Below are 20,999 nucleotides of genomic sequence, written 5' to 3' on the forward strand. Positions count from 1 at the left end.
GCTTTGATCTGCATCAACCTCAATGAAAATCGCGTGACGGCGGCAGGATGCGGACGTTGCGGGGGTGCCGGATCCTTTGTGACGAGTTGTCGCCGTGATCGCGACGATCGTCGTTGAGCGGCTCGATCAGCGCCGGGCCCGCCGGCACCGGATGCTTGCTGACAGGGGATTCGTTGGCGAGCCCGATCAGATCGTGGGAGCGATCGGTCATGCGCTGCGCCACCAGATGCGTCACGCCCTCCGGGCTGCTCTGGATATAGCCTTCGACCAGGATCAGGCGCGCACCCATCACCTCTTTCCGATACTGCTCCATCACCTTCGGCCACACCACGATGTTGGCGATGCCGGTCTCGTCCTCCAGCGTCATGAACACCACGCCCTTGGCGCTGCCCGGCCGCTGCCGCACCAGCACGACGCCGGCGCAACGGACGCGGCGGCGGTCGTTGCTGCGGTTGATGGTGTGGCAGGCAACGACCCGCTCTGTGGTGAACATCTCGCGCAGGAATTCCATCGGATGGCCCTTCAGCGACAGGCGGATGGTCTGATAGTCGGCGACCACCTGCTCGGGGCGCGGCATCTCCGGCAGCGGTTTTGCACCCTCATCCGGCTGCTCGCGCGCGGTGGCGGCCTGAAACAGCGGTAGCGGCACGTCGTCGGGTAGCCGCCGCACCGCCCACAGCGCCGCGCGGCGGTCGAGCCCGAGCGAGCGGAACGCATCGGCGTCGGCAAGCAGGATCAGCGCGCGCTTGGGGAGCGCGGTGTCGCGGGCAAAGTCCTCCAGCGAGGTGAAAGGCCGGCGGCTGCGCGCGGCGACGATGCGGTCGGCCCAGTCTTGGACGCCGTCATTCCGGGGCTCGCCACTTGGCGCGAGCCCGGAATCCATCAGGCCGCTGTTGCGCTGAGAAATGGATTCCGGGCTCGCGCTTCGCGCGCCCCGGAATGACGACTGGAGAGCTTTCAGCCGCTCCTCGTCCTCATCCAGCCAGTGAAAACCGTCGATCTGACGAAAGCCGAGCCGCACCGCGCAATATTTCCCGTCGCGCTCCTCCAGCGTATTCTGCGCAAAGCTGAAGGAGACATCGACGTCGCGCACCGTGACGCCGTTCTTGCGGGCGTCGCCGACGATCTGCGCCGGGGCGTAGAAGCCCATCGGCTGCGAGTTGAGCAGGCCGCAACAGAACGCATCGGGATGATGGTGCTTCAGCCACGAGGAGATGTAGACGAGCTGGGCGAAGCTCGCGGCATGGCTCTCCGGGAAGCCGTAACTGCCAAAGCCCTTGATCTGGTCGAAGCAGCTGCGGGCGAAATCCGGATCGTAGCCGCGCGCCACCATGTTGCCGACCAGCTTCTCCTCGTAGCTGCCGATGGTGCCGACGTTGCGGAAGGTCGCCATCGAGCGGCGCAGGCCGTTGGCCTCTTCCGAGGTGAATTTTGCTGCCTCGATCGCGATCCGCATCGCCTGCTCCTGGAACAGCGGAACGCCGAGCGTCTTGTGCAGCACGTTGTAGAGCTCGTCCGGCGGGCCGTGCTCGGGTGAAGGTGAAGGATAGCTTTCCTTCTCCTGCTTGTTCCGCCGCCTGAGATAAGGATGCACCATGTCGCCCTGGATCGGCCCGGGGCGCACGATCGCGACCTCGATGACGAGATCGTAGAAGGTGCGCGGCTTCAGGCGCGGCAGCATGTTCATCTGGGCGCGGCTCTCGACCTGGAACACGCCGAGCGACTCGCCGCGACACAGCATGTCGTAGACGTTCTTGTCGTCCTGCGGGACCGAGGCGAGCTCCCAGCGCTTGCCCTTGTGGTCATCGATCAGGTCAAAACATTTGCGGATGCAGGTCAGCATGCCCAGCGCCAGCACGTCGACCTTCATCATATGAAGCGCGTCGACGTCGTCCTTGTCCCATTCGATGAAGGTGCGGTCGTCCATCGCCGCGTTGCCGATCGGCACATAGGTGTCGAGCCGGTCCTGGGTCAGCACATAGCCGCCGACATGCTGTGAGAGATGGCGCGGAAACTCGATCAGCTCGGTGGCGAGCTCGACCGCGAGGTTGATCATCGCATTTTTGGGATCGAGCCCGGCCTGGCGCACCTGCATGTCGTTGAGGCCCTTGCCCCAGCTGCCCCACACGGTGTCGGCCAGCGCCGCGGTGACGTCCTCGGTCAGCCCGAGCGCCTTGCCGACGTCGCGGATCGCGCTGCGCGGGCGATAATGGATCACGGTCGCGATAATAGCAGCGCGATGGCGGCCGTAGCGGCGATAGACATATTGCATCACCTCCTCGCGCCGCGAATGCTCGAAATCGACGTCGATGTCGGGCGGCTCCAGCCGCTCCTTGGAGATGAAGCGCTCGAACAAGAGATCGACCTTGGTCGGATCGACCGAGGTGACGCCGAGCACGAAGCAGACCGCCGAATTCGCCGCCGATCCCCGCCCCTGGCACAGGATGTTCTGGCTGCGCGCATAGTGCACGATGTCGTGCACGGTGAGGAAGTAATGCGCGTATTTCAGCTCGGCGATCAGCGCGAGCTCCTTGTTCAGGGTGACGCGAAGCTTGTCGTCGATCACGCCGCCGAAATATTTGTCGACGCCGGCCCAGGTCAAATCCTCCAGATGCTGCTGCGCGGTCTTGCCCGGCGGCACCGGCTCATCCGGATACTGATATTTGAGCTGATCGAGCGAGAACGAGATGCGTTCGGCAAAGCGCATGGTCTCCGCGATCGCATCCGGCAGATCGCGGAACAGCCTCGCCATCTCATGCGCCGGCTTGAGATGCCGCTCGGCATTGGCCTCAAGCCTGCGGCCGACAGCCTCGATCGTGGTCTTTTCGCGGATGCAAGTCAGCACGTCCTGCAACGCACGGCGCGCGGGATGGTGATAGAGCACCTCGTTGGTGGCAAGCAGCGGCACGTCGGCCTCCGTGGCGAGGCCATGCAGCCGCGCGAGACGGCGCCTGTCGTCGCCGCGATAGAGCAGGCTTGCCGCGAGCCAGACACCGTCAGCGGCGCTGGCTTTCAGTTGCGCGAGCAGATCAAGCGCTTTCTCCGCGTCGAAACGATGCGCCAGCGTCAGCACCAGAAGCTGGCCTTCGGCGAAATCGAGCAGATCGGACAGACTGAGACGGCAATCGCCCTTCTCGATCCGCTCGATGCCGCCGCCACGCTTGCCGCGGGTGAGCAACTGGCACAGCCGGCCGTAAGCGGCGCGGTCGCGCGGATAGACCAGGATATCGGGCGTTCCGTCGATGAAGACGATGCGGGCGCCGATCAGAAGCTTTGGCGGATGGGCGACCTTGTCGCTGTCGAGCTCCTTCCAGGCGCGCACCACGCCGGCCAGCGTGTTGTGATCGGCAAGCCCGATCACGGGAATCCCGAGTTCGCTCGCCTGATGCACATAGGCGCGTGGATCGGAGCCGCCGCGCAGGAAGGAGAAATTACTGGTGATGCCGATCTCGGCATATGTTGGCCTGGGTGTCGTCATGCGAATAGCCCGTGCACATACCAGTTGGCGGGGAGCGGCCTGCCCTGCTCGTCCCGCAGCTCGCTCTCGTAGAGGCCGTCGCGAAAGATCCAGAAGCGCTGGCCCTCGGTGTCCTCGACGCGGAAGTAGTCGCGCGTCAGCGCCGCGCCGTCCTGCTTCCACCATTCCATCGCGATCCGTTCGGGGCCCTCGACCCGCGCCACCGCATGCAAGGCGCGCCGCCAGGTGAACTGGTGCGGCGGACCATCCGGCACGCTCGCGAACGGCACCTTGATCGGCTCGGGCCTCTCGAACAGCCTGAGCGGCCGCAGCGGCGGCTCGCCGGCGACGCGGTCCGGCCAGGCGGCCGCGCTGGCGGCGGCCAGATGATGCTGCGCCGGCAGCGCGAGCGTCGCGCGTTCGGGGATGTGGCTCTCGAGCGGCAAATGCACGACGACGCGTTTGCCCCCGATGCGGGCTGCGATGCGGTCGATCAGCGCCGAGATCTCGTCATTGTCATGCACTGACGTGTCGAGGTCGCGCTGCTGCTGCACCACGATCTCGGTACGCCCGGCGGCGAGGCGGATGAGATCGAAGCCGAAGCCGGGATCAAGGGGATCGTTGAGCGCATCGAGCCGCTCGCGGAACAGGCGATCGATCATCTCCGGCCTCGTCACCGGACGCCCGGTCTCGACCATGATCGTGCGCACCGCGCCATCGGTGCGGAAGAAGCTCGCCTCCAGCTGCCGCGCACCCTTGCCCTGCTTGTCCATCGCCGCAACCAGCATCTTGGCGAGGCTCGAGAGCGTCAGAGCGATCACGGTGTCGGTCGCGATGGGCTCGGGGAAACGCTTCTCGACGATGTAATCCGGTAGCGGCTTGCGTGGGCTGATCGGGGCATCGCCCTGCCCGAGCGCGTAACCGAGCAAGGTGGTGAAGGCCGAGCCGAACCGCGCCGATATCTCGTGCGGCGCGCGCGAGGCAACATCGCCGATGGTCTTCAACCCGGCGCGGCGCAGGCCGGTGGTGACGGCAGGATCGGCGCCGAGCGCCGACACCGGCAGCGGGCCGACCGCCTGCGCCTCCGCGCCATCGGCGATGACCTGCCCCGAGGCATGACGCGTCAGCGTGCGCGCCGCGATCGAGGTGCCTGATATCGCCGCGCTGACGGCAAAGCCGCGCCGGTTCAGCGCATTGATGACGATCTGCAGCAGCGCGCGCTCGCCGCCGAACAGATGCGCGCAGCCGGTGATATCGAGGAACAGGCCATAAGGCGGATCGAGCGCGACCAGCGGCGTGAAGCGGTCGCACCAGTCGGCGATGTCGTTCAGCGTCTTCAGGTCGGCCGCGGGATCGGCGTCGTAGACCGTAAGCTCCGGACAGATCGCCCGCGCATTGGCGAGCGGCAGCCCGATCGACAGCCCCGCGCGCACCGCGGCCTCGTCGATGGCATGCAGCAGGATCGCGTTGTGGTCCTTTGCGACGACGACGCTGGGGAGTTCTTTGCTATTCGTAAGGGACGCATCGGCAGACGGGTTCCCTTCCCCCTTGCGGGGGAGGGTGAGGGAGAGGGGTAAGCCGCTTACGCCGTCGTTCGTGGTCCCCCTCTCTCCAACTCTCCCCCGCAAGGGGGGAGAGAGCCCTGCCAATGTGCCCGCCTCACTTGACGGTTCTCTCAGCTCGCCTGCAACAAGTTCAGCTTGCGAGGCGATGTCCTGCGCGAGCTTGCGCTTGATGCGGTCGATGGGCAGGCGCGGCAGCCACAGGCTGAGGATACGCCGACGGTTCACTGAATTGGCACTCATCACATTTCCATTCCATGATCCATCGCCCGACCGGGCCATGACGGTTACGCACGAGTTCGGCCTCGAAGCGCGGCGCGCCCCAGGCGCTTGCGGCATTGCCCGGCGGCGAATGCGCCGCGCGCACGATCCAGCGCGTCTCCGCGGTCGAAGGGATCGGCGTCGCCGCGATCCGCAGCAGCAGCGCGGTGACGCCGGAGGCTTGCGCGGCCAGGGTCAATTTGCGGCTGGCGACGAGATCGAGCTGGCGCGCATCGCCCCAGATTTCGAGCACCACGGCGCCGAGCGCATCGCAGGCGAGCGCGTCGGCCGCGGTGCGCAGAGCACTGTCGACATCGGCGGCGCGCACGGTGACCAAGAGGCGCGGATCGAGGCCGAACTCGGCGAGCCCGTGCATCGACAGCGCGCCGTTTTCGCGATCGGAAAAATCCTGCCGCACCCAGACCAGCGGCTTGCGCGCTGATATCCGTCCGGCGAGCCCCGCGATGAAGCCGGTCGCCGCGCCGCCTTGATGGCCGGCCGCGAACACCTCGTGCAGCGCAGCCGGAACAAGCCCGCCGCGCAGCATCGCGTCCGCGCTGGTGTGTCCGAGCGCGAGGCGGCTTGGCATCGCCGCCTCCGATGGCGCCTCGATGCGCGCGATGCTGCCGCGCAGAGACGCAAGCGTACCCGTGCGTGCGCCATTCATATGCGCCGCTCCTTCAACTTGAAAATTTGAGGCCGTCACTGCCTGAACAGAGAACCAGCGACTGGCTCAATTGTTCATGGTATGTTCTAATATAAAGCTAACAGCCCCTGATGAGTCAATCGGATTGCGAATTTTTCTGATTCATCAGCGGAATCAAAGGGATTCACGATGGACGTGCAACGCAAGCTGGAAATCCTGGCGGACGCCGCGAAATACGATGCCTCCTGCGCCTCCTCGGGCACCGAGCAGCGGGATTCCAGCGATGGCAAGGGTCTCGGCTCGACCGCGCCCGGCATGGGCATCTGTCATTCCTATGCGCCAGACGGCCGCTGCATTTCGCTGCTGAAGGTGCTGCTCACCAACGCCTGCAACTACGACTGCCTGTATTGCGTCAACCGCGCCTCCTCCAACGTGCCGCGCGCCCGCTTCACCATCGACGAAGTGGTGAAGCTGACGCTCGACTTCTATCGGCGCAACTATATCGAGGGACTGTTCCTCTCTTCCGGCATCATCCGCAGCGCCGATTACACGATGGAACAGGTGGTGAGCGTCGCGCGAAAACTGCGCGATGAGCATCACTTCCGCGGCTACATCCATCTGAAAACCATTCCCGAAGCCGATGACGCGCTGATTGCGGAGGCCGGCAAGTATGCCGATCGCCTTTCCATCAACATCGAGATGCCGGAGGAGACCAGCCTCGCCAGGCTTGCGCCGGAGAAAGACGTGCGTGCGATCCGCCGCACCATGGGACGACTGCGGCTGAAGCTCGACGAAGCCGCGGAAAGGCCCGCGACGAAAGCGAGGCCGCCACGCTTTGCGCCCGCCGGCCAGAGCACCCAGATGATCGTCGGCGCGGACAGCGCAAGCGATCAAACCATCCTCAAGACCAGCGCCAATCTCTATGGCGCCTATCGGCTCAAGCGCGTCTATTATTCCGCATTCAGCCCGATCCCCGATGCCAGCCGCGCCTTGCCGCTGATCGCGCCACCGCTGGTGCGCGAGCACAGGCTCTATCAGGCCGATTGGCTGATGCGGTTCTACGGTTTCGATGTCGGCGAAATCGTCGATGGACACGGAAGCGGCATGCTGCCGCTCGACATCGATCCGAAGCTCGCCTGGGCACTGCGCCACCGCGAGCGCTTTCCGCTCGACGTTAACCGCGCCAGCCGCGAGGAATTGCTACGCGTGCCCGGCTTCGGCCGCAAGGCAGTCGACCGTATCATCGCGACGCGCGGCGTCACCTCGATCCGCGTCGCCGACCTGGCTCGGTTGCACATCCCAAGGAACAAGGCGCTGCCGTTCATCGTTCTCAGTGACCACCGCCCCTCGGTACGCTTGCTCGACGCTGCCGGATTGGCGGAGCGGTTTCGTCCGCCGGCGAAGCAATTGGGATTTGGGTTTTGATGCATACCATCACCCTCGACAGCGAAACCGATTTCGACGGCTGGCGACAGGCCGCACGGCGGCTGGCGCTGAACCAGGTGAAGCCCCAGGACGTGACCTGGACGGTACGCGGCGGTACGCCGGAATTGTTTTCAACCGAGACGAATGACCTTCCTGAAGCGACGGAAGGCACTTTCAACGTGCCAGCCAAATTCGTCGAACTGGCGAAAGCGGCGATCCTGCATCGCGACCCCGAGCGGTTCGCCCTGCTCTATCGCCTGTTGTGGCGGCTGCGCAGTCACCATGACCTGCTCAGCGTCGCCACCGATCCCGATGTTGCCGGGGTCAGCGCCATGGCGCGCGCAGTGCATCGCGATGAGCACAAGATGCACGCTTTCGTCCGATTCCGTGAAGTCGGCCGCGTGAATACGCATTTCGTCGCCTGGTTCGAGCCGGAGCATCACATCGTCGAACTCGCCGCGCCGTTTTTCGCCAAGCGCTTTGCCGACATGCCTTGGTCGATCCTCACGCCCGATGTCTGCGCACATTGGGACGGCCACGAGATCGCGTTCACGGCAGGCGTTGCCAAGTCCGAGGCGCCGACGGAGGACCGGCTCGAGGAAACCTGGCGGAGTTATTACGCAGCAATTTTCAATCCGGCGCGGCTGAAGGTGAAGGCGATGCAGACCGAGATGCCACAGAAATACTGGAGGAACCTGCCCGAGGCCTCGATGATTAAGCCATTGATCGCAAGCGCGGAGCGCACCGCCGGCGCTATGATCGCGAATGAGGCGACCGAACCGCACAAGCCGCAGAAGCGGCAGGATGAGCCGATGGCCCGCAAGCAAACTCACGACACGCAAGCTCGCGGCACGATCGCGGCCTTGCGCGAAGAGGCCACAGGCTGCCGCGCCTGCCCGCTATGGAAGGGCGCAACCCAGACCGTGTTCGGCGAAGGACCGCAAAGTGCGACGCTGATGCTGGTCGGCGAACAGCCCGGCGACAAGGAAGATCTCGCAGGCCATCCCTTTGTCGGACCGGCCGGGCAGATGCTCGATCGCGCACTCGAGGACGCCGGCATCGCGCGCGCCAAGGTCTACATCACCAACGCGGTGAAGCACTTCAAGTTCGTGCCGCGCGGCAAGATCCGGTTGCACCAGAAGCCGAACACACCGGAGATCCGCGCCTGCCGTCAGTGGTACGAACGCGAGCTCGCCGCCATCAGGCCGGAGCTCGTGGTGGCGCTCGGCGCCACGGCAGCACAGAGCGTGCTCGGCAGGATTACCCCGATCAATAGAAGCCGCGGCCGCCTGATCGATCACGACGGAACCAAGGTGCTCGTCACCGTACACCCGTCCTACCTGTTGCGGCTGCCCGACGAGAAAGCCAAAGCGCTGGAATATCAACGTTTTATCGACGACCTGAAAATTGCCGCAGATCAGTTGCGCAATTCAGCCCGCGCGGCCTGAGTTGCGCCAAAACCGGCGGAACCGGACTTACACTTCAACGTGAAATTGTCTCTGGACGCGGACAAATACCTACAACCTTTAATTGATCCGTGGTACGGTGACGTGTTCCGCAGGTATCGGGCGTCATGTTCACGCCATGGCGTACCCTGAGGCGGGCGCGCTGCGCGGTTTGCTAGCCCCAATCGTGCGGCGCGCCACCTCGTTTCACAACCCTCACCCGTCAGCAGCACGCACCGAATTTCTGGCTATTAGAATTTTTTGCTGCAGGGAGTTCCGACGACTTGGGTTGCTGATGATCCGGCCTCGCGGGCCCGATGTCTCGCTGCCGACGTCCCCACCTCCCGAACGTCTCGCCCCGCCAAAACCCGGCGACGAATTCGATCACGATCATTGCCCGACCGGCGATCGTCTGTTGCTGAAGATTGCCACGAGGCCGCGAGGGCGCGTGGACCTTCAATGCGTTGCACAAAAATTCGGCGCGATGTCCGCTGTCGTAGGGGCCGCCTCATTTCCCGGGCGGATTTCAATTGCCTGTCATATGCATCGATCAAAATCCGAGGCATTGGGACAGGAGTTTACCATGAGCGATATGGCGTTACCCGGCTCGATCGAGCCCGCCTTGAAAAAGGGGCCGGACCTCGACAAAGGCTTTCACCCCATGACGGGGATCATCTATTTGGGCGTGGTTGCGGCCGCGCTGCTGTTCGTTGCCTACAGCATCTATGCCGACGTCGACGCCACCGGCACGCGCGTCACGTCGTTCCTGCCCTACATCATGCTGTTCGTTGCGCTGCTGATCGCGCTCGGCTTCGAATTCGTCAACGGCTTCCACGACACCGCCAACGCGGTCGCCACCGTGATCTACACCCGCTCGCTGCCGGCGCATATCGCCGTGGTCTGGTCGGGCATGTTCAACCTGTTCGGCGTGCTGCTCTCGAGCGGCGCCGTTGCGTTCGGCATCGTCTCGCTGCTGCCGGTCGAACTGATCCTGCAGGTCGGCTCCAGCGCCGGCTTTGCGATGGTGTTCGCGCTGTTGATCGCTGCCATCATCTGGAATCTCGGTACCTGGTGGCTCGGCCTGCCGGCCTCGAGTTCGCACACCCTGATCGGCTCGATCATGGGTGTCGGCATCACCAACGCGCTGCTGCGCGGCCGCGACGGCACCTCGGGCGTTGACTGGTCGCAGGCGACCAACATCGCCAAGGCGCTGCTGCTGTCGCCGCTGTTCGGCTTCGCGCTCGCCGCGGGCCTGCTCTACATCCTCAAGATCGTCCTGCAGCGCGCCACCCCGGCGCTGTTCGGCGAGCCGGTCGGCGACCAGCCGCCGCCGTGGTGGATCCGCGGCATCCTGATCCTGACCTGCACGCTGGTCAGCTTCTTCCACGGCTCGAACGACGGCCAGAAGGGCATGGGCCTGATCATGCTGATCCTGATCGGCACCGTGCCGACCGCCTACGCGCTGAACCGGGCGCTGCCGGCGAGCCAGATCGAACAGTTCGCCGCGCACTCGACCGCGGCCAGCAAGGTCATCGAAGGCAAGGCCGCCGGTTACAACGTGATCGGCAACCCGCGCCCGGCCGTGACCAACTATGTCGCGCAGCACCAGATCAACGAAGGCACCTATCCTTCGCTCGCGGTGCTGGTGCGCGACATCGGCCAGCAGGTTGCCCAGTACGGCTCGCTTGCCAAGTTCCCGGCCGACGCGGTCGGCAACACCCGTAACGACATGTATCTCGTGTCCGAGGCGATCCGCTTCCTGATGAAGGACAAGGAGGCCGAGCTGACCGCGGCCGACGTCGCCACGCTGAACGAGTACAAGGGCTCACTCGATGCCGCGACCAAGTTCATCCCGAGCTGGGTGAAGTTCGCCGTCGCCATCGCGCTCGGCCTCGGCACCATGGTCGGCTGGAAGCGCATCGTCGTCACCGTCGGTGAGAAGATCGGCAAGACCCACCTGACCTACGCGCAGGGCGCCTGCGCCGAGATCACGGCGGCCGCGACGATCGCGGCAGCCGACGGCTACGGCCTGCCGGTCTCGACCACCCACGTGCTGTCGTCAGGCATCGCCGGCACCATGGCCGCCAACGGCTCCGGCCTGCAATGGGCGACGATCCGCAACATTGCGATGGCCTGGGTGCTGACCCTGCCCGCCGCGATGATCATCTCGGGCATCCTGTACTACGTGTTCTACCACGTGTTCTGACGCCGACACGCTTGCGGCGCGACACCGCGCCGGACGCAAGGCCCGCACCTCAGGTGCGGGCCTTTTCTTTTAGCCGCGTGTCAGACGTATCCATTCGCGATCTCGGCCAGCAGGCCGCGTGCCCATTTGTGCAGCCCGGATTTGGCCGTCCTGGCGCTCCAGTACATGTCGATCGAGATCGGCACCCGGAACGGCAGCGCAGCTGTGTGCAGGCCGCCGCGCATCGCCCGCGCAAGATAATGCGGGATGGTCGCGACAAGCCGCGTGCCGGCGACGATGCGCTCCAGACTGTCGTGGTTCGGAAGGCTGACCGCGGGCTCGATTTCGATCTCCCTCGCCTTCAGCGCCTCGAGATAAAGCGGCTGCCACTCGCCGCTATGGGTGATGAAAACATGCTCGGCCTTGGCATACGCCGATAAAGAGATCCGGCCGCGCGCCAGCGGATTGGTCGGGTCCATCACGCAGACATAGTGATCGGTCAGGACATGGCGCCGAAAGAAGCTTTCGCCGACGATCCCGACCGGACCGAGCACGATGTCGCACTGGTTCTGCTTGAGATGGATGTCGCCATGGCCGGCAGCATCGAGCAGGACGAGACGGACTTTCGGTGCGCCGGCACGCAGCCGTTCGCTGAACTGCGGCATCAGGGTCTGCCGTTCGTGATAGTTGCAGGAGATCGTCACGCTGCCCTGCGCCGTCGCCGGAGCGAATTCGACCGGTGCGGCAAGCCCGTCGATCTCGCCGATCATGTCCCGCGCCCAGCCGACCAACGCCGCGCAGCGTTCGGTGGCGGACACGCCATTGCCGCTGCGCACGAACAGGGGATCACCGAGCGCGCCTCGCAGCCGCTCGACCGCGTAGCTGATGGTGGACTGGTTGACGTCGAGCCGCCTGGCAGCCGCCGAGAACGACTGCAAGTCGTAGACCAGCACCAGCGTCCGCAAGGTCCCGATGTCGATCGGATCGATCGAGGAATTGGCCGCCAAGTTGCACCTCCCGCCTTGCCGGCGGCCAGCCTATCACGATGTCATGGAATATTTCGATGGCTGATATCGAAGCCATCGAATTGAGCGATTGCGGTCCCGGGCCCTAGGCTGGGCAAAAAAGCGCTCCCGGGAGGACCAATGACCTGCACCGTGCCCGTCGTCATTGACATCGCGTATCACGATCTGCTCGACGATCCCTATCCGATCTTCCGCCGCCTGCGCGAGCTGGCGCCTGCGGCGTTCGTCGAGGCCGCGAAGCTGACGCTGGTGACGCGCTTCGACGACATCGTGCGGATCGAGCGCGATCCGGCGACCTACTCAGCCGACAATCCCTCCTCGCTGGTCAACAAGGTGATGGGGCCGACCTTCATGCGCAAGGACGGCGCCGAACACGCCATCGGCCGCAAGGCGATCGAGCCCTCGTTCCGCCCGGCCACGATCAAGGAGTATTGGGCGCCGAAGTTCACCGCCATCGCGGCAATGCTGATCGATGATTTGTCCGCTGCCGATGAAGCCGATCTGTTCCCGGCGCTGGCCGCGCCGATGGCCTCGCTCAGCCTGATGGCAATGATCGGCTTTCGCGCGATGCCGTGGCAGACCCTGGCCGACTGGTCACAGGCACTGATCGACGGCGCCGGCAATTACGCCGCCGATGCCGAAATCGAGCGCAAGGCGATGCAGGCCAGCGCCGACGTCGATGCCGCGATCGACGCGGTGCTCGATGACCACCGCAGCCACCCCAACCCCTCGATCCTGTCCTCGATGGTCAACGCCGATCCGCCGATGCCGATCGAGAGTATCCGCGCCAACATCAAGGTGATCATCGGCGGCGGACTGAACGAGCCGCGCGATGCGATCCTGACCCTCGTGCTTGGTCTGCTGCAGAACCCTGCGCAGAAGGACAGCGTGTTGTCGGAGCCGGGGCTATGGCCCGCCGCGCTCGAGGAAGCGGTGCGCTGGATCTCGCCGATCGGCATGTATCCGCGCCGCGTCACCCGCGACGTCGACCTTTCGGGCACCACGCTGCCCGAGGGCCTTCAGATCGGCCTTTGCGTCGGCGCCGCCAACCGCGACGGCAATCGCTTCGCCGAGCCCGACCGCTTCGACGTGACGCGACCGAAGCAATCGCATCTGGCATTCGGCGCCGGACCGCATTTCTGCGCCGGCACCTGGGTGTCGCGGCTCACCGTCGGCAAGATCGTGGTGCCGATGCTGTTCGCGCGCTTGCGCAATTTGCGCCTCCGCGCCGAGGCGCCGCCCGTCGTCCGCGGCTGGGTGTTCCGCGGCCCGGTGACGCTGCCGGTGCGATGGGATGCGTGAGGATCGCGCCTCCCACCATTCGTCATTGCGAGGAGCGAAGCGACAAAGCAATCCATCGTGCCGCGCACGCGGATAGATGGATTGCTTCGCTTCGCTCGCAATGACGGTCGAAGAGTGACGGCAACGGCGAGCTTCACGCCGCCAGCGCGTCCTCCACGATCTTTACGAAGTACGACGTCCCGAACACGATCGCCTCGTCGTTGAAATTGTAGGCGGGGTGATGCAGGCCGGCGCTGTCGCCGTTGCCGCAGAAGATGAAGGCGCCGGGCCGCGCTTCCAGCATGTACGAAAAATCCTCGCCGCCCATCAGCGGCGGCATCGTATGCACGTTGCCGTCGCCGGCGACTTCCTTGGCGATGCGGGTCGCGAATTCGGTCTGCGGCGCGTGGTTGACGGTGACGGGATAGCCGCGCTTGTAGTCGAGATCGATCCGGGCGCCGGTCAGTTGGGCCACGCCCTTGACCACTTCACCGATGCGCTTCTCGATCAATTGCCGGACCTCCGGGGTCAGGGTGCGGACGGTGCCGCGCAGGACCGCGGTCTGCGGAATCACGTTGCGGGCATTGCCGGCGTGAAATTCGCAGATCGAGATCACGGCGGAATCGAGCGGATCGACGCTGCGCGACACGATCGACTGCAGCGCGGTGATCAACTGTGCGCCGACCATCACCGAATCGATGCATTTGTGCGGCCGCGCGGCGTGGCCGCCGAGGCCTTCGATGTTGATATTGACCTCGTCGGTGGACGCCATGATCGGGCCGGAGCGGATCGCGAACGAGCCGATCGGAATCCCCGGGCCATTGTGCATGCCGTAAACCTGCTGGACGCCGAAGCGGTCCATCAAGCCGTCCTTGATCATGGCGGCAGCCCCAGCGCCACCCTCCTCGGCCGGCTGGAAGATCACGACCGCGTCGCCGGCGAAATTGCGCGTCTCGGCGAGATAGCGCGCCGCGCCGAGCAGCATTGCAGTGTGGCCGTCATGGCCGCAGGCGTGCATCTTGCCCGGCGTCTTCGAGGCGTAAGGCAGATTGGTTTCCTCGTGGATCGGCAGCGCGTCCATGTCGGCGCGCAGGCCGATCACCTTGATGTCGCCCTTGGCCGCGCCCTTCTTGCCCTTGATGACCCCGACCACGCCAGTCTTGCCGAGCCCGGTCACGACCTCGTCGCAGCCGAATTCCCGCAGCCGGTCCGCCACGAATGATGCAGTGCGGTGCACGTCGTAGAGCAGCTCGGGGTTTTCATGGATGTTGCGGCGCCAGGCCTGGATATCGGGTTGCAGATCGGCGACGCGGTTGACGATGGGCATGAGAATTCTGGCCTCGGAGGTTGGACGTAAGTCCTCTTTAGCATGCAAGAGACGGTCCACCCAACAGATGTGGCATGCCTCCGGCTTGGGCCCTGCATTCGCAAAATGGGATGCCGAATGTTCCGAGGACGTCGGGCCGAGTGACCTTGCGTACGTTGGCCAATGTATGGCCGGACGGGATCGCGTCCGACCAAAGCCTAATAGTGCCGTGGATATCCCATGCGGATACTATCTGAGGTTTCCGCACCGAAATCCTCCAGCCTTCAAAGAAGGGCGCGGCTGCATGACGCCGGATCAAGCGGTCTTGTTCTCCACCATCATCCTGCTGGTGCCGATGGGCTACTTCCTGCTCGCGGCTCCTGCGTTCCTGCTCGTGAAGCTCGACCTCCCGCCAGTCATCCGCCTGCTGCGCGGGATGTTCAATGCCTACTTCCTGGTGCTGACGGTCTCGGGCGTGATCGGGACGCTCGCCTTTGCCGCAGCGGGCCGGCCGGCCGTCGCGCTCGGCATCGCCTTGATCGCGGCTTTTGCGGTGCTGGCACGCCGCTGGTTCCTGCGGCGGCTCGACGCCGAGGCCGAGGCGCGAGACTCAGGTGATCCGACCGCCGTGCGGCGCCTCCGCCAGTTGCACTGGGGCGGCATGCTGTGCAATGCGGTGCAGGTTTTCGTCCTGGTCGGCAGCATTCCCTACATGGCGCCGCTGCCCTGATCGGGTTTCCGATGCGGATCGTATTTTGAAAGCACGTCCTTCAGGTAATCGCGGCTTTTCCATTCCGGCGCGGGCGGCTCGTAGCCGGGCCGAGGAACGAACGGATTCGCCGGCACATCCGCTGACGCGCCCGTCAGGTCCGGAATGTAGCGCGGGCAGTTTGGAAAGATTTCGCATTTGACGCGCACGACGACCTTCGCGCCGTGATGCCGGGCAAGCGTCTCCGCGCTGTCGTCGATCGTTGCCTTGCCCCGAACGCGCGCGCGAAACGTCTTGCCGTCGAGGCGTACAAACAGCAACCCGACGTTCGGGTTGCGGTGAATGTTGCCGAGCGTGCGGTACATGTTGTTGCCGTCATACTCGGGATATTCAAGCGTGTCGGGCCCGGTGATCTTCACGAAGCCGGGATCGCCGCAACGCATCGAACAATCGACATTGTCCCGATAGCTCGTCGCAATGAAAAAGAATCGCGTCTCCTCGATGAGCTTGCGCTCTTGCTCCCAGAACTCGAAGTGGAGGCGATGCTTCTCGAGGCCGTCGGCGACACGACGGCCGTCGAAGCGGTCCTGCAACTCACGCATTCCGTCGTGGTAGAAAGGGGCGCGGACGGGATCTGCCACGTGACTTCTCCAACAAGTTGATCAAGCTATCTGCGAGCCTTGGCCCAGCCAGATTGTTCGGCAGAGCGGCAGCAAATTATCCGGGCCTGCCCGGCCGCAGTCGGCTAGTTTCCCTTCGCCTGCCGATCGAACGCGCTCAGCACGGCCAGCGTCATGGCCTCGACACCGGTCTTGATGGTGGGCTCCGGCACCGGCGCGAACAGCGCGGAATGGTTGCTCGGCAATGGCGGGCCGTTGCCCGCCCGCGCCGCGGCGACGCGCTCCGGCTCGTAGACACCGATGTTGAAGAACATCGACGGCACCCCGGCGCTAACGAACTCCGAGTAATCCTCGCTGGGCGTGCCCGGCGGCGAGGTCGCGAACTTGTCGCCAAACGCCGCCTTCAGCACCTTTTCCGCCGTGCCGACCACGTCCGGATCGTTGATCACGGCCTTGGTCCCTTCGGCCAGGTTGATCTCGGGCTCCGGCGCATTCGACATGGCGGCGACCGCCTTTGCCGTCCGCTCGATACCTGCAAGCATCCTGGCGCGGACTTCGGGCTTGAAGGTGCGAATGGTGCCGAGCAGCACCACATCGTCAGGAATGATGTTCGACGCGGTGCCGCCGTGAATTGCGCCGATGCTGACCACGCCGAATTCGGTCGGGTCCTTTTCGCGGCTGATCACGCTCTGAACGTCGACGACGAATCGCGCGGCCATCATCACGGGATCGATCGTCGCCTGCGGCACCGCACCGTGCCCGCCGCGGCCACGGAATTTGATGTAGAGGCCATCGGCGGCGGACGAGCCGATCCCGACGCGATAGCGCACCGTTCCATAGGCGAACGGACCATCGTGCAAGGCGAAGCCGAAATTCGGCTTTGGAAATCTCGTGAACAGACCGTCCGCCAGCATCGCCTTGGCGCCGGCCACGATCTCTTCAGCCGGCTGGGCGATGAACATCAGCGTGCCGTGCCACTGGTCTTTCAAGCCGACCAGCATCTTCGCCGCGCCGACCCAGCTCGCCATGTGGATGTCGTGGCCACAGCTGTGGGCCACGAAGGTTTCCCGTCCCTGCCAGTTGGTCTTGTCGTGGCTGGCATAGGGAAGTCCGGTCTTCTCTTCCATCGGCAGCGCATCGAGCTCGGTGCGCACCATGATGGTGGGGCCCTCGCCGTTCCTGTAGAGCGCGACCAGCCCGGTCTTGCCGACGTGCTCCGTCACCTCGAAGCCCAGCGCCCGCATTTCGGCAGCCAGCTTGGCCGCGGTCTTCTCCTCCTGAAACGCGATCTCGGGGTGGGCGTGAATATCCTTGTAGAGCGCGTCGAGTTTCGGATAGCCGGCCTCGACTGACTTCTCGATTGCGCCCTTCAGCGCGGCGACGTCGAGTTCAGCGTTGGCGCGGTGCGGCAGTAAGGCGCAGAGCGCGGCGGACGCAAGCAGCGTGAGAACAATCCTGTTCATGGCGATCGCTCCAACCGAAACCCGGATATTGCAACCCGGGCAACCCTTGCATCGCCAGCCCCGGCTTTGCTGCGCAATTTAAGCAGGCGCGCTGATGGGAAACAATGACTGATCCAGAGCGCGCGCCTAGCCCGAGGTGAGCATCTGGCTGCGGATCTCCTGTGCGGTGCGGCGCAGCGGCAGCAGAAATTTCTTGCGAGCGCCGGCCTCGCTGACCGTGCCGGAGATCGTATTGACGCTGAGCGCCGCGACCACCGCGCCGGCCGGGTCGCGCAACGGCACGGCGATGCCGCAGATCGCGGGATCGAGCTCGCCGTCGACCCAGGCATAGCCGTCGCTTTCGACCCGCGCGAGCAGTTCGCCGAGACGCTCCGGATCGGTCACGGTGCGCGGCGTGACTTGCTTGAAGCCGCCGCTCGCAAGATAAGCTTCCCGGCTGCCAGGCGGCAGCGCCGCGAGCATGACGCGGCCGAGTGACACCAGATGCGCGGGCAGCCGGCTGCCGACGCCGAGATTGGCCGAAAGGATCCGCCGCGCCGGCAGCCGCAGCGCATAGACGATCTCGTCCTCGTCGAGCACGGCCATCGCGCAGGACTCGCCGATCTCGTTGCGCAAATTCTCCAGCGCGCGCTGCGCATGCGCCCAGTACGGCAATGCATTGAGATAGGACAGGCCGAGCCCGAGCGCGCGCGGACGCAGGCTGAAATAGCGTCCGTCGGACGCGCAGTATTTCAGTGCCACCAGGGTCGCGAGGATGCGGCGCGCGGTGGCGCGGTTGAGACCGGCAGTGTCGGCGGCCTCCGCCAACGTGTGCCGGCCCGGCGGCTTGCCGAGGGCTTCGATGATCGAGAAACCGCGCGCGATCGCGCGCACGAAGCCGTCACTCTCTTTGCTCATGGCACCATTCTGCCGCGTTTGCTCGTCACGTCGCAGCCCGCATCGCGGCCTGCGCATGACGCGGCGCTGCCCGCTTGTCAGGGACACCCGACCGCGCTAGCGTCAATTCACGCAGCGAATGAATTGTTCGCCTGACGAACCAAATAGCAGGAGGATCCTCGATGGCGCAAGCAGAAAGTTCTGCGGCCACCCCGTTCGAAACCGATTTCTGGAAGGACGCGAAGCTGCGCAAGGTATGGGACGACATCGTCCCCGGCGAGCCGCGCAAGACGTTGCCCTACCTGCTCACGCAGGACGCGATCGCGCTGTACTGCCGTGCAGTCGGCGAGACCAACCCGCTCTATCTGGATGAGGCGGCAGCGAAGGCCGGGCCCTATGGCGGGCTGATCGCGCCGCCCGCGATCCATATCCTCCTGATGTTCGCCTGCACGCCCGCCGACGACTGGATGCGCTCGCCCGGCACCGTCAATGCGGGCCAATCGTGGAGCTACAACATCCCTGCCCGCCCCGGCGACACCATCACGCTGCAGGCCCGCGCGCTCGACAAGTTCATCAAGCGCGAGCGGCTGTTCGTGGTGCACGACAACGTCTTCTTCAACCAGCATGGCGACGTGATCTGCTCGGGTCGCGGCCAGACCATCCGTCCGATGTAAAGGGAATCATGATGACATATGCGAATTTCGAAACTCTCAAGGCCGGCGACACCATCGACGGCCCCGCCTTCGCGGTGTCGCGCGAATCGATCCGCCTGTTCTGCGACGCCTCGCTCGACTACAACCCGCTGCATCTCGACGACGACTACATGAAAGGCGATTTCGGCAAGACCAATTTCGGCGGCATCATCATGCACGGCATGAACAATTTCGGCCTGATCTCGCGCATGCTGACCGATTGGGCGCTTCCCGCCGGCGCGATCCATCGCCGGCTCGAGACGCGCTGGCTGAAGCCGGTGAAGCCCGGCGACACCATCCGCCCGGCCGGCACCATCAAGGCCAAGCAGACCACCGCCAAATCGCGCTGGGTGCTGGTCGATGTCGCCGTGCAGAACCAGCGCGGCGAGACCGTCGCCGCCGGCGAAGCGATGCTGGAGTTTCCCAGCGCGAAGGCGGGCTAGCAGCGTATTCAATCAGAACAACGGGCTCCGCTTCGCCTCTCCCCGCGCGCGGCGCGGGGCCGGAACGCGTCGCAGATGCGTTCCGGGTGAGGGGGAGCCCCCGTGAACTCGGCTATCGCCGCATTATGCGGAGACAGCCCCTCACCCCAGCCCTCTCCCCGCAAGAACGGGGCGAGGGAGCGCGCCTCCTTCGCGGCGCCAACCGACTCAACAATCAAAAGAATCACTTGGAGGTTTCGATGCAGGATGCGGCCCATTCGCGGCTTTATGGACGGATCGCCTGGCGCCTGATCCCGTTCCTGCTGGCGTGCTATACGGTTGCGATCATCGATCGCTTCAACATCGGCTTTGCCAAGCTGCAATTCCTGCACGACCTCAACATCGATGACGCGGTGTTCGGGCTTGCCGCCGGCATCTTCTCGGTCGGCTATGTCGCGCTCGAAGTGCCGAGCAATCTGCTGCTGGTCAGAATCGGCGTGCGCAAGACGCTGCTGCGGATCATGGTGCTGTGGGGCGCCGTGACCGTGCTGCTCGCGCTGGTGCAGAACCAGTATCACCTCTATCTGCTGCGCTTCCTGCTCGGCGCCGCCGAGGGCGGCTTCTTCCCCGGCATCCTGTATTACCTGACGCTGTGGTTTCCGGACCGCGTGCGCGGCCGCATGACCAGCCTGTTCGTGATGGCGGTGCCGCTCGGCGGCGTCATCGCGGGACCGTTGTCGGGCCTGATCATGGACCACATGCAGGGCGTCCATGGTCTGCATGGCTGGCAGTGGTTGTTCATCCTCGAGGGTGTTCCCGCCGTGCTGCTCGGCATCGCCGCGTATCTTTATCTCGCCGACGGGCCCCGGGCCGCGAGCTGGCTCAACGCCGACGAGCAGCGGCAGGTCGCAAGCGATCTCGCTCGCGATCGTGCCGCCGCCCCTGGCACCACCCGCAACTTCGCGGCGGCGCTGCGCGAGCCGCGCGTCTATCTCTTGTCCTTCATCTATTTCGCTTTCTTCTGCTCGCTCAACACCATCCTGCTGTGGACGCCGACGCTCCTCAAGCGCGTCGGCGTCGTCACCACCACCGAGATCGGCTGGTTGAGCGGCGCGATCTCGGTGGCGTCGGCGATCGGCATGGTCGCGATCGGCTACAGTTCCGATCGCACGCGGGAACGACGTTGGCACGTGGTCGCTTGCGGCCTGGTCGCGGCGGCGTGCTTCATCGCGCTGCAGGCCGCGCAGGGCAGCATCCTCTTGACCGTGACCCTGCTCGCCATCGCATCGATCGGCATCTTCGCGATCCTCTCCCTGTTCTGGACCATCCCGAACGCGATGCTGGAGGGCAGTGCCGCGGCGGGCGGTATCGCGTTGATCAGCGCGATCGGCTCGTTCGGCGGCGCGGTGTGCCCTGCCCTGATCGGATGGATGAATGTCGCGACCGGGAGCATCTACACACCGCTCGCCCTGGTCGGCGCCGTGCTCGCGATAGGTATGCTGACCCTGATTCTCTGTGTGCCGAGGCCCGGCCCCGAGGTCCCACTCGCCGAACCGAGCCGTCCCTGATCATCCAGCACATGCCCGGCGCCATCGGCCGGACTTGTCTCGACCCGCTGCCTCTG

Annotated in this window: 16 protein-coding genes; 8 read left to right on the forward strand and 8 right to left on the reverse strand. The window is 65.0% G+C overall.

The window, feature by feature from the left end; all coding sequences use genetic code 11:
- Positions 1-19 precede the first annotated feature (19 nt).
- The 3 genes from AKN83_RS06640 to AKN83_RS06650 are packed head-to-tail and all read right to left on the reverse strand — an operon-like array spanning position 20 to position 5,947.
- Positions 20-3,478 carry an error-prone DNA polymerase gene (locus tag AKN83_RS06640; protein ID WP_050403338.1) on the reverse strand — a complete coding sequence of 1,153 codons (3,459 nt, stop codon included), beginning with the start codon at positions 3,476-3,478 and terminating at the stop codon, positions 20-22.
- The gene (locus tag AKN83_RS06645) at positions 3,475-5,262 is read right to left on the reverse strand and encodes a Y-family DNA polymerase (protein ID WP_430641496.1); all 1,788 of its coding nucleotides are present in this window, start codon (positions 5,260-5,262) and stop codon (positions 3,475-3,477) included. Before AKN83_RS06645 ends, AKN83_RS06640 begins: the two co-directional genes overlap by 4 nt.
- Entirely contained in the window at positions 5,153-5,947 is a 795-nt protein-coding gene (locus AKN83_RS06650; protein WP_050403340.1) for an ImuA family protein, read from the reverse strand. The genes AKN83_RS06645 and AKN83_RS06650 overlap by 110 nt, the downstream gene beginning before the upstream one ends.
- Before the next feature lie 168 nt (positions 5,948-6,115).
- Here AKN83_RS06650 and AKN83_RS06655 point away from each other — a divergent pair, with 168 nt between their 5' ends.
- From AKN83_RS06655 to AKN83_RS06665, 3 genes are all read left to right on the forward strand, one after another.
- The gene (locus tag AKN83_RS06655; RefSeq protein WP_050403341.1) at positions 6,116-7,351 is read left to right on the forward strand and encodes a putative DNA modification/repair radical SAM protein; all 1,236 of its coding nucleotides are present in this window, start codon (positions 6,116-6,118) and stop codon (positions 7,349-7,351) included.
- A complete protein-coding gene (locus AKN83_RS06660) occupies positions 7,351-8,799 on the forward strand; it encodes a UdgX family uracil-DNA binding protein (protein ID WP_050403342.1) in 1,449 nt (482 codons plus the stop codon). The genes AKN83_RS06655 and AKN83_RS06660 overlap by 1 nt, the downstream gene beginning before the upstream one ends.
- Before the next feature lie 580 nt (positions 8,800-9,379).
- The gene (locus AKN83_RS06665; protein ID WP_063695215.1) at positions 9,380-11,002 is read left to right on the forward strand and encodes an inorganic phosphate transporter; all 1,623 of its coding nucleotides are present in this window, start codon (positions 9,380-9,382) and stop codon (positions 11,000-11,002) included.
- Between the two features lie 80 nt (positions 11,003-11,082).
- Here the strand turns inward: AKN83_RS06665 and AKN83_RS06670 are convergent, their stop codons facing one another.
- On the reverse strand, positions 11,083-11,988 hold the full coding sequence (locus AKN83_RS06670) for a LysR family transcriptional regulator (protein WP_050406688.1): 906 nt from the start codon (positions 11,986-11,988) through the stop codon (positions 11,083-11,085).
- A gap of 138 nt (positions 11,989-12,126) precedes the next feature.
- Here AKN83_RS06670 and AKN83_RS06675 point away from each other — a divergent pair, with 138 nt between their 5' ends.
- Entirely contained in the window at positions 12,127-13,308 is a 1,182-nt protein-coding gene (locus tag AKN83_RS06675) for a cytochrome P450 (protein WP_050406689.1), read from the forward strand.
- A gap of 133 nt (positions 13,309-13,441) precedes the next feature.
- On the opposite strand, the gene AKN83_RS06680 is transcribed toward AKN83_RS06675, so the two are convergent.
- Positions 13,442-14,614 carry a M20 aminoacylase family protein gene (locus AKN83_RS06680; protein ID WP_050406690.1) on the reverse strand — a complete coding sequence of 391 codons (1,173 nt, stop codon included), beginning with the start codon at positions 14,612-14,614 and terminating at the stop codon, positions 13,442-13,444.
- Positions 14,615-14,897: 283 nt separating this feature from the next.
- Between AKN83_RS06680 and AKN83_RS06685 the strand changes: the two genes are divergently transcribed.
- Positions 14,898-15,323 (forward strand): hypothetical protein, encoded by a 426-nt coding sequence (locus AKN83_RS06685; RefSeq protein WP_050406691.1) that lies wholly within the window; start codon positions 14,898-14,900, stop codon positions 15,321-15,323.
- Here AKN83_RS06685 and AKN83_RS06690 read toward each other — a convergent pair.
- The 3 genes from AKN83_RS06690 to AKN83_RS06700 form a co-directional block, all read right to left on the reverse strand.
- Positions 15,302-15,943 carry a pyridoxamine 5'-phosphate oxidase family protein gene (locus tag AKN83_RS06690; protein WP_157113233.1) on the reverse strand — a complete coding sequence of 214 codons (642 nt, stop codon included), beginning with the start codon at positions 15,941-15,943 and terminating at the stop codon, positions 15,302-15,304. The genes AKN83_RS06685 and AKN83_RS06690 overlap by 22 nt on opposite strands.
- Positions 15,944-16,047: 104 nt before the next feature.
- Positions 16,048-17,385 carry an amidohydrolase gene (locus tag AKN83_RS06695; protein WP_050406693.1) on the reverse strand — a complete coding sequence of 446 codons (1,338 nt, stop codon included), beginning with the start codon at positions 17,383-17,385 and terminating at the stop codon, positions 16,048-16,050.
- Between the two features lie 126 nt (positions 17,386-17,511).
- The gene (locus AKN83_RS06700; RefSeq protein WP_050406694.1) at positions 17,512-18,282 is read right to left on the reverse strand and encodes an IclR family transcriptional regulator domain-containing protein; all 771 of its coding nucleotides are present in this window, start codon (positions 18,280-18,282) and stop codon (positions 17,512-17,514) included.
- Between the two features lie 161 nt (positions 18,283-18,443).
- Between AKN83_RS06700 and AKN83_RS06705 the strand changes: the two genes are divergently transcribed.
- The 3 genes from AKN83_RS06705 (at position 18,444) to AKN83_RS06715 (ending at position 20,943) form a co-directional block, all read left to right on the forward strand.
- Positions 18,444-18,935, forward strand: coding sequence for a MaoC family dehydratase (locus tag AKN83_RS06705; RefSeq protein WP_050406695.1), 492 nt, complete (start codon positions 18,444-18,446; stop codon positions 18,933-18,935).
- Between the two features lie 11 nt (positions 18,936-18,946).
- The gene (locus AKN83_RS06710) at positions 18,947-19,396 is read left to right on the forward strand and encodes a MaoC family dehydratase (protein WP_050406788.1); all 450 of its coding nucleotides are present in this window, start codon (positions 18,947-18,949) and stop codon (positions 19,394-19,396) included.
- 239 nt (positions 19,397-19,635) lie between these two features.
- Positions 19,636-20,943, forward strand: coding sequence for an MFS transporter (locus AKN83_RS06715; RefSeq protein ID WP_050406789.1), 1,308 nt, complete (start codon positions 19,636-19,638; stop codon positions 20,941-20,943).
- The last annotated feature ends 56 nt before the right edge of the window (positions 20,944-20,999 follow it).

It is taken from the genome of Bradyrhizobium embrapense (assembly GCF_001189235.2).
Lineage (GTDB): Bacteria > Pseudomonadota > Alphaproteobacteria > Rhizobiales > Xanthobacteraceae > Bradyrhizobium > Bradyrhizobium embrapense.

Excerpts from the sequence above, each read along its gene's own strand:
- AKN83_RS06640 (WP_050403338.1), bottom strand. The coding sequence starts at position 3,478 with ATGACGACACCCAGGCCAACATATGCCGAGATCGGCATCACCAGTAAT.
- AKN83_RS06645 (WP_430641496.1), bottom strand. The coding sequence starts at position 5,262 with ATGAGTGCCAATTCAGTGAACCGTCGGCGTATCCTCAGCCTGTGGCTG.
- AKN83_RS06650 (WP_050403340.1), bottom strand. The coding sequence starts at position 5,947 with ATGAATGGCGCACGCACGGGTACGCTTGCGTCTCTGCGCGGCAGCATC.
- AKN83_RS06655 (WP_050403341.1), top strand. The coding sequence starts at position 6,116 with ATGGACGTGCAACGCAAGCTGGAAATCCTGGCGGACGCCGCGAAATAC.
- AKN83_RS06660 (WP_050403342.1), top strand. The coding sequence starts at position 7,351 with ATGCATACCATCACCCTCGACAGCGAAACCGATTTCGACGGCTGGCGA.
- AKN83_RS06665 (WP_063695215.1), top strand. The coding sequence starts at position 9,380 with ATGAGCGATATGGCGTTACCCGGCTCGATCGAGCCCGCCTTGAAAAAG.
- AKN83_RS06675 (WP_050406689.1), top strand. The coding sequence starts at position 12,127 with ATGACCTGCACCGTGCCCGTCGTCATTGACATCGCGTATCACGATCTG.
- AKN83_RS06680 (WP_050406690.1), bottom strand. The coding sequence starts at position 14,614 with ATGCCCATCGTCAACCGCGTCGCCGATCTGCAACCCGATATCCAGGCC.
- AKN83_RS06685 (WP_050406691.1), top strand. The coding sequence starts at position 14,898 with ATGACGCCGGATCAAGCGGTCTTGTTCTCCACCATCATCCTGCTGGTG.
- AKN83_RS06695 (WP_050406693.1), bottom strand. The coding sequence starts at position 17,385 with ATGAACAGGATTGTTCTCACGCTGCTTGCGTCCGCCGCGCTCTGCGCC.
- AKN83_RS06700 (WP_050406694.1), bottom strand. The coding sequence starts at position 18,282 with ATGAGCAAAGAGAGTGACGGCTTCGTGCGCGCGATCGCGCGCGGTTTC.
- AKN83_RS06705 (WP_050406695.1), top strand. The coding sequence starts at position 18,444 with ATGGCGCAAGCAGAAAGTTCTGCGGCCACCCCGTTCGAAACCGATTTC.
- AKN83_RS06710 (WP_050406788.1), top strand. The coding sequence starts at position 18,947 with ATGACATATGCGAATTTCGAAACTCTCAAGGCCGGCGACACCATCGAC.
- AKN83_RS06715 (WP_050406789.1), top strand. The coding sequence starts at position 19,636 with ATGCAGGATGCGGCCCATTCGCGGCTTTATGGACGGATCGCCTGGCGC.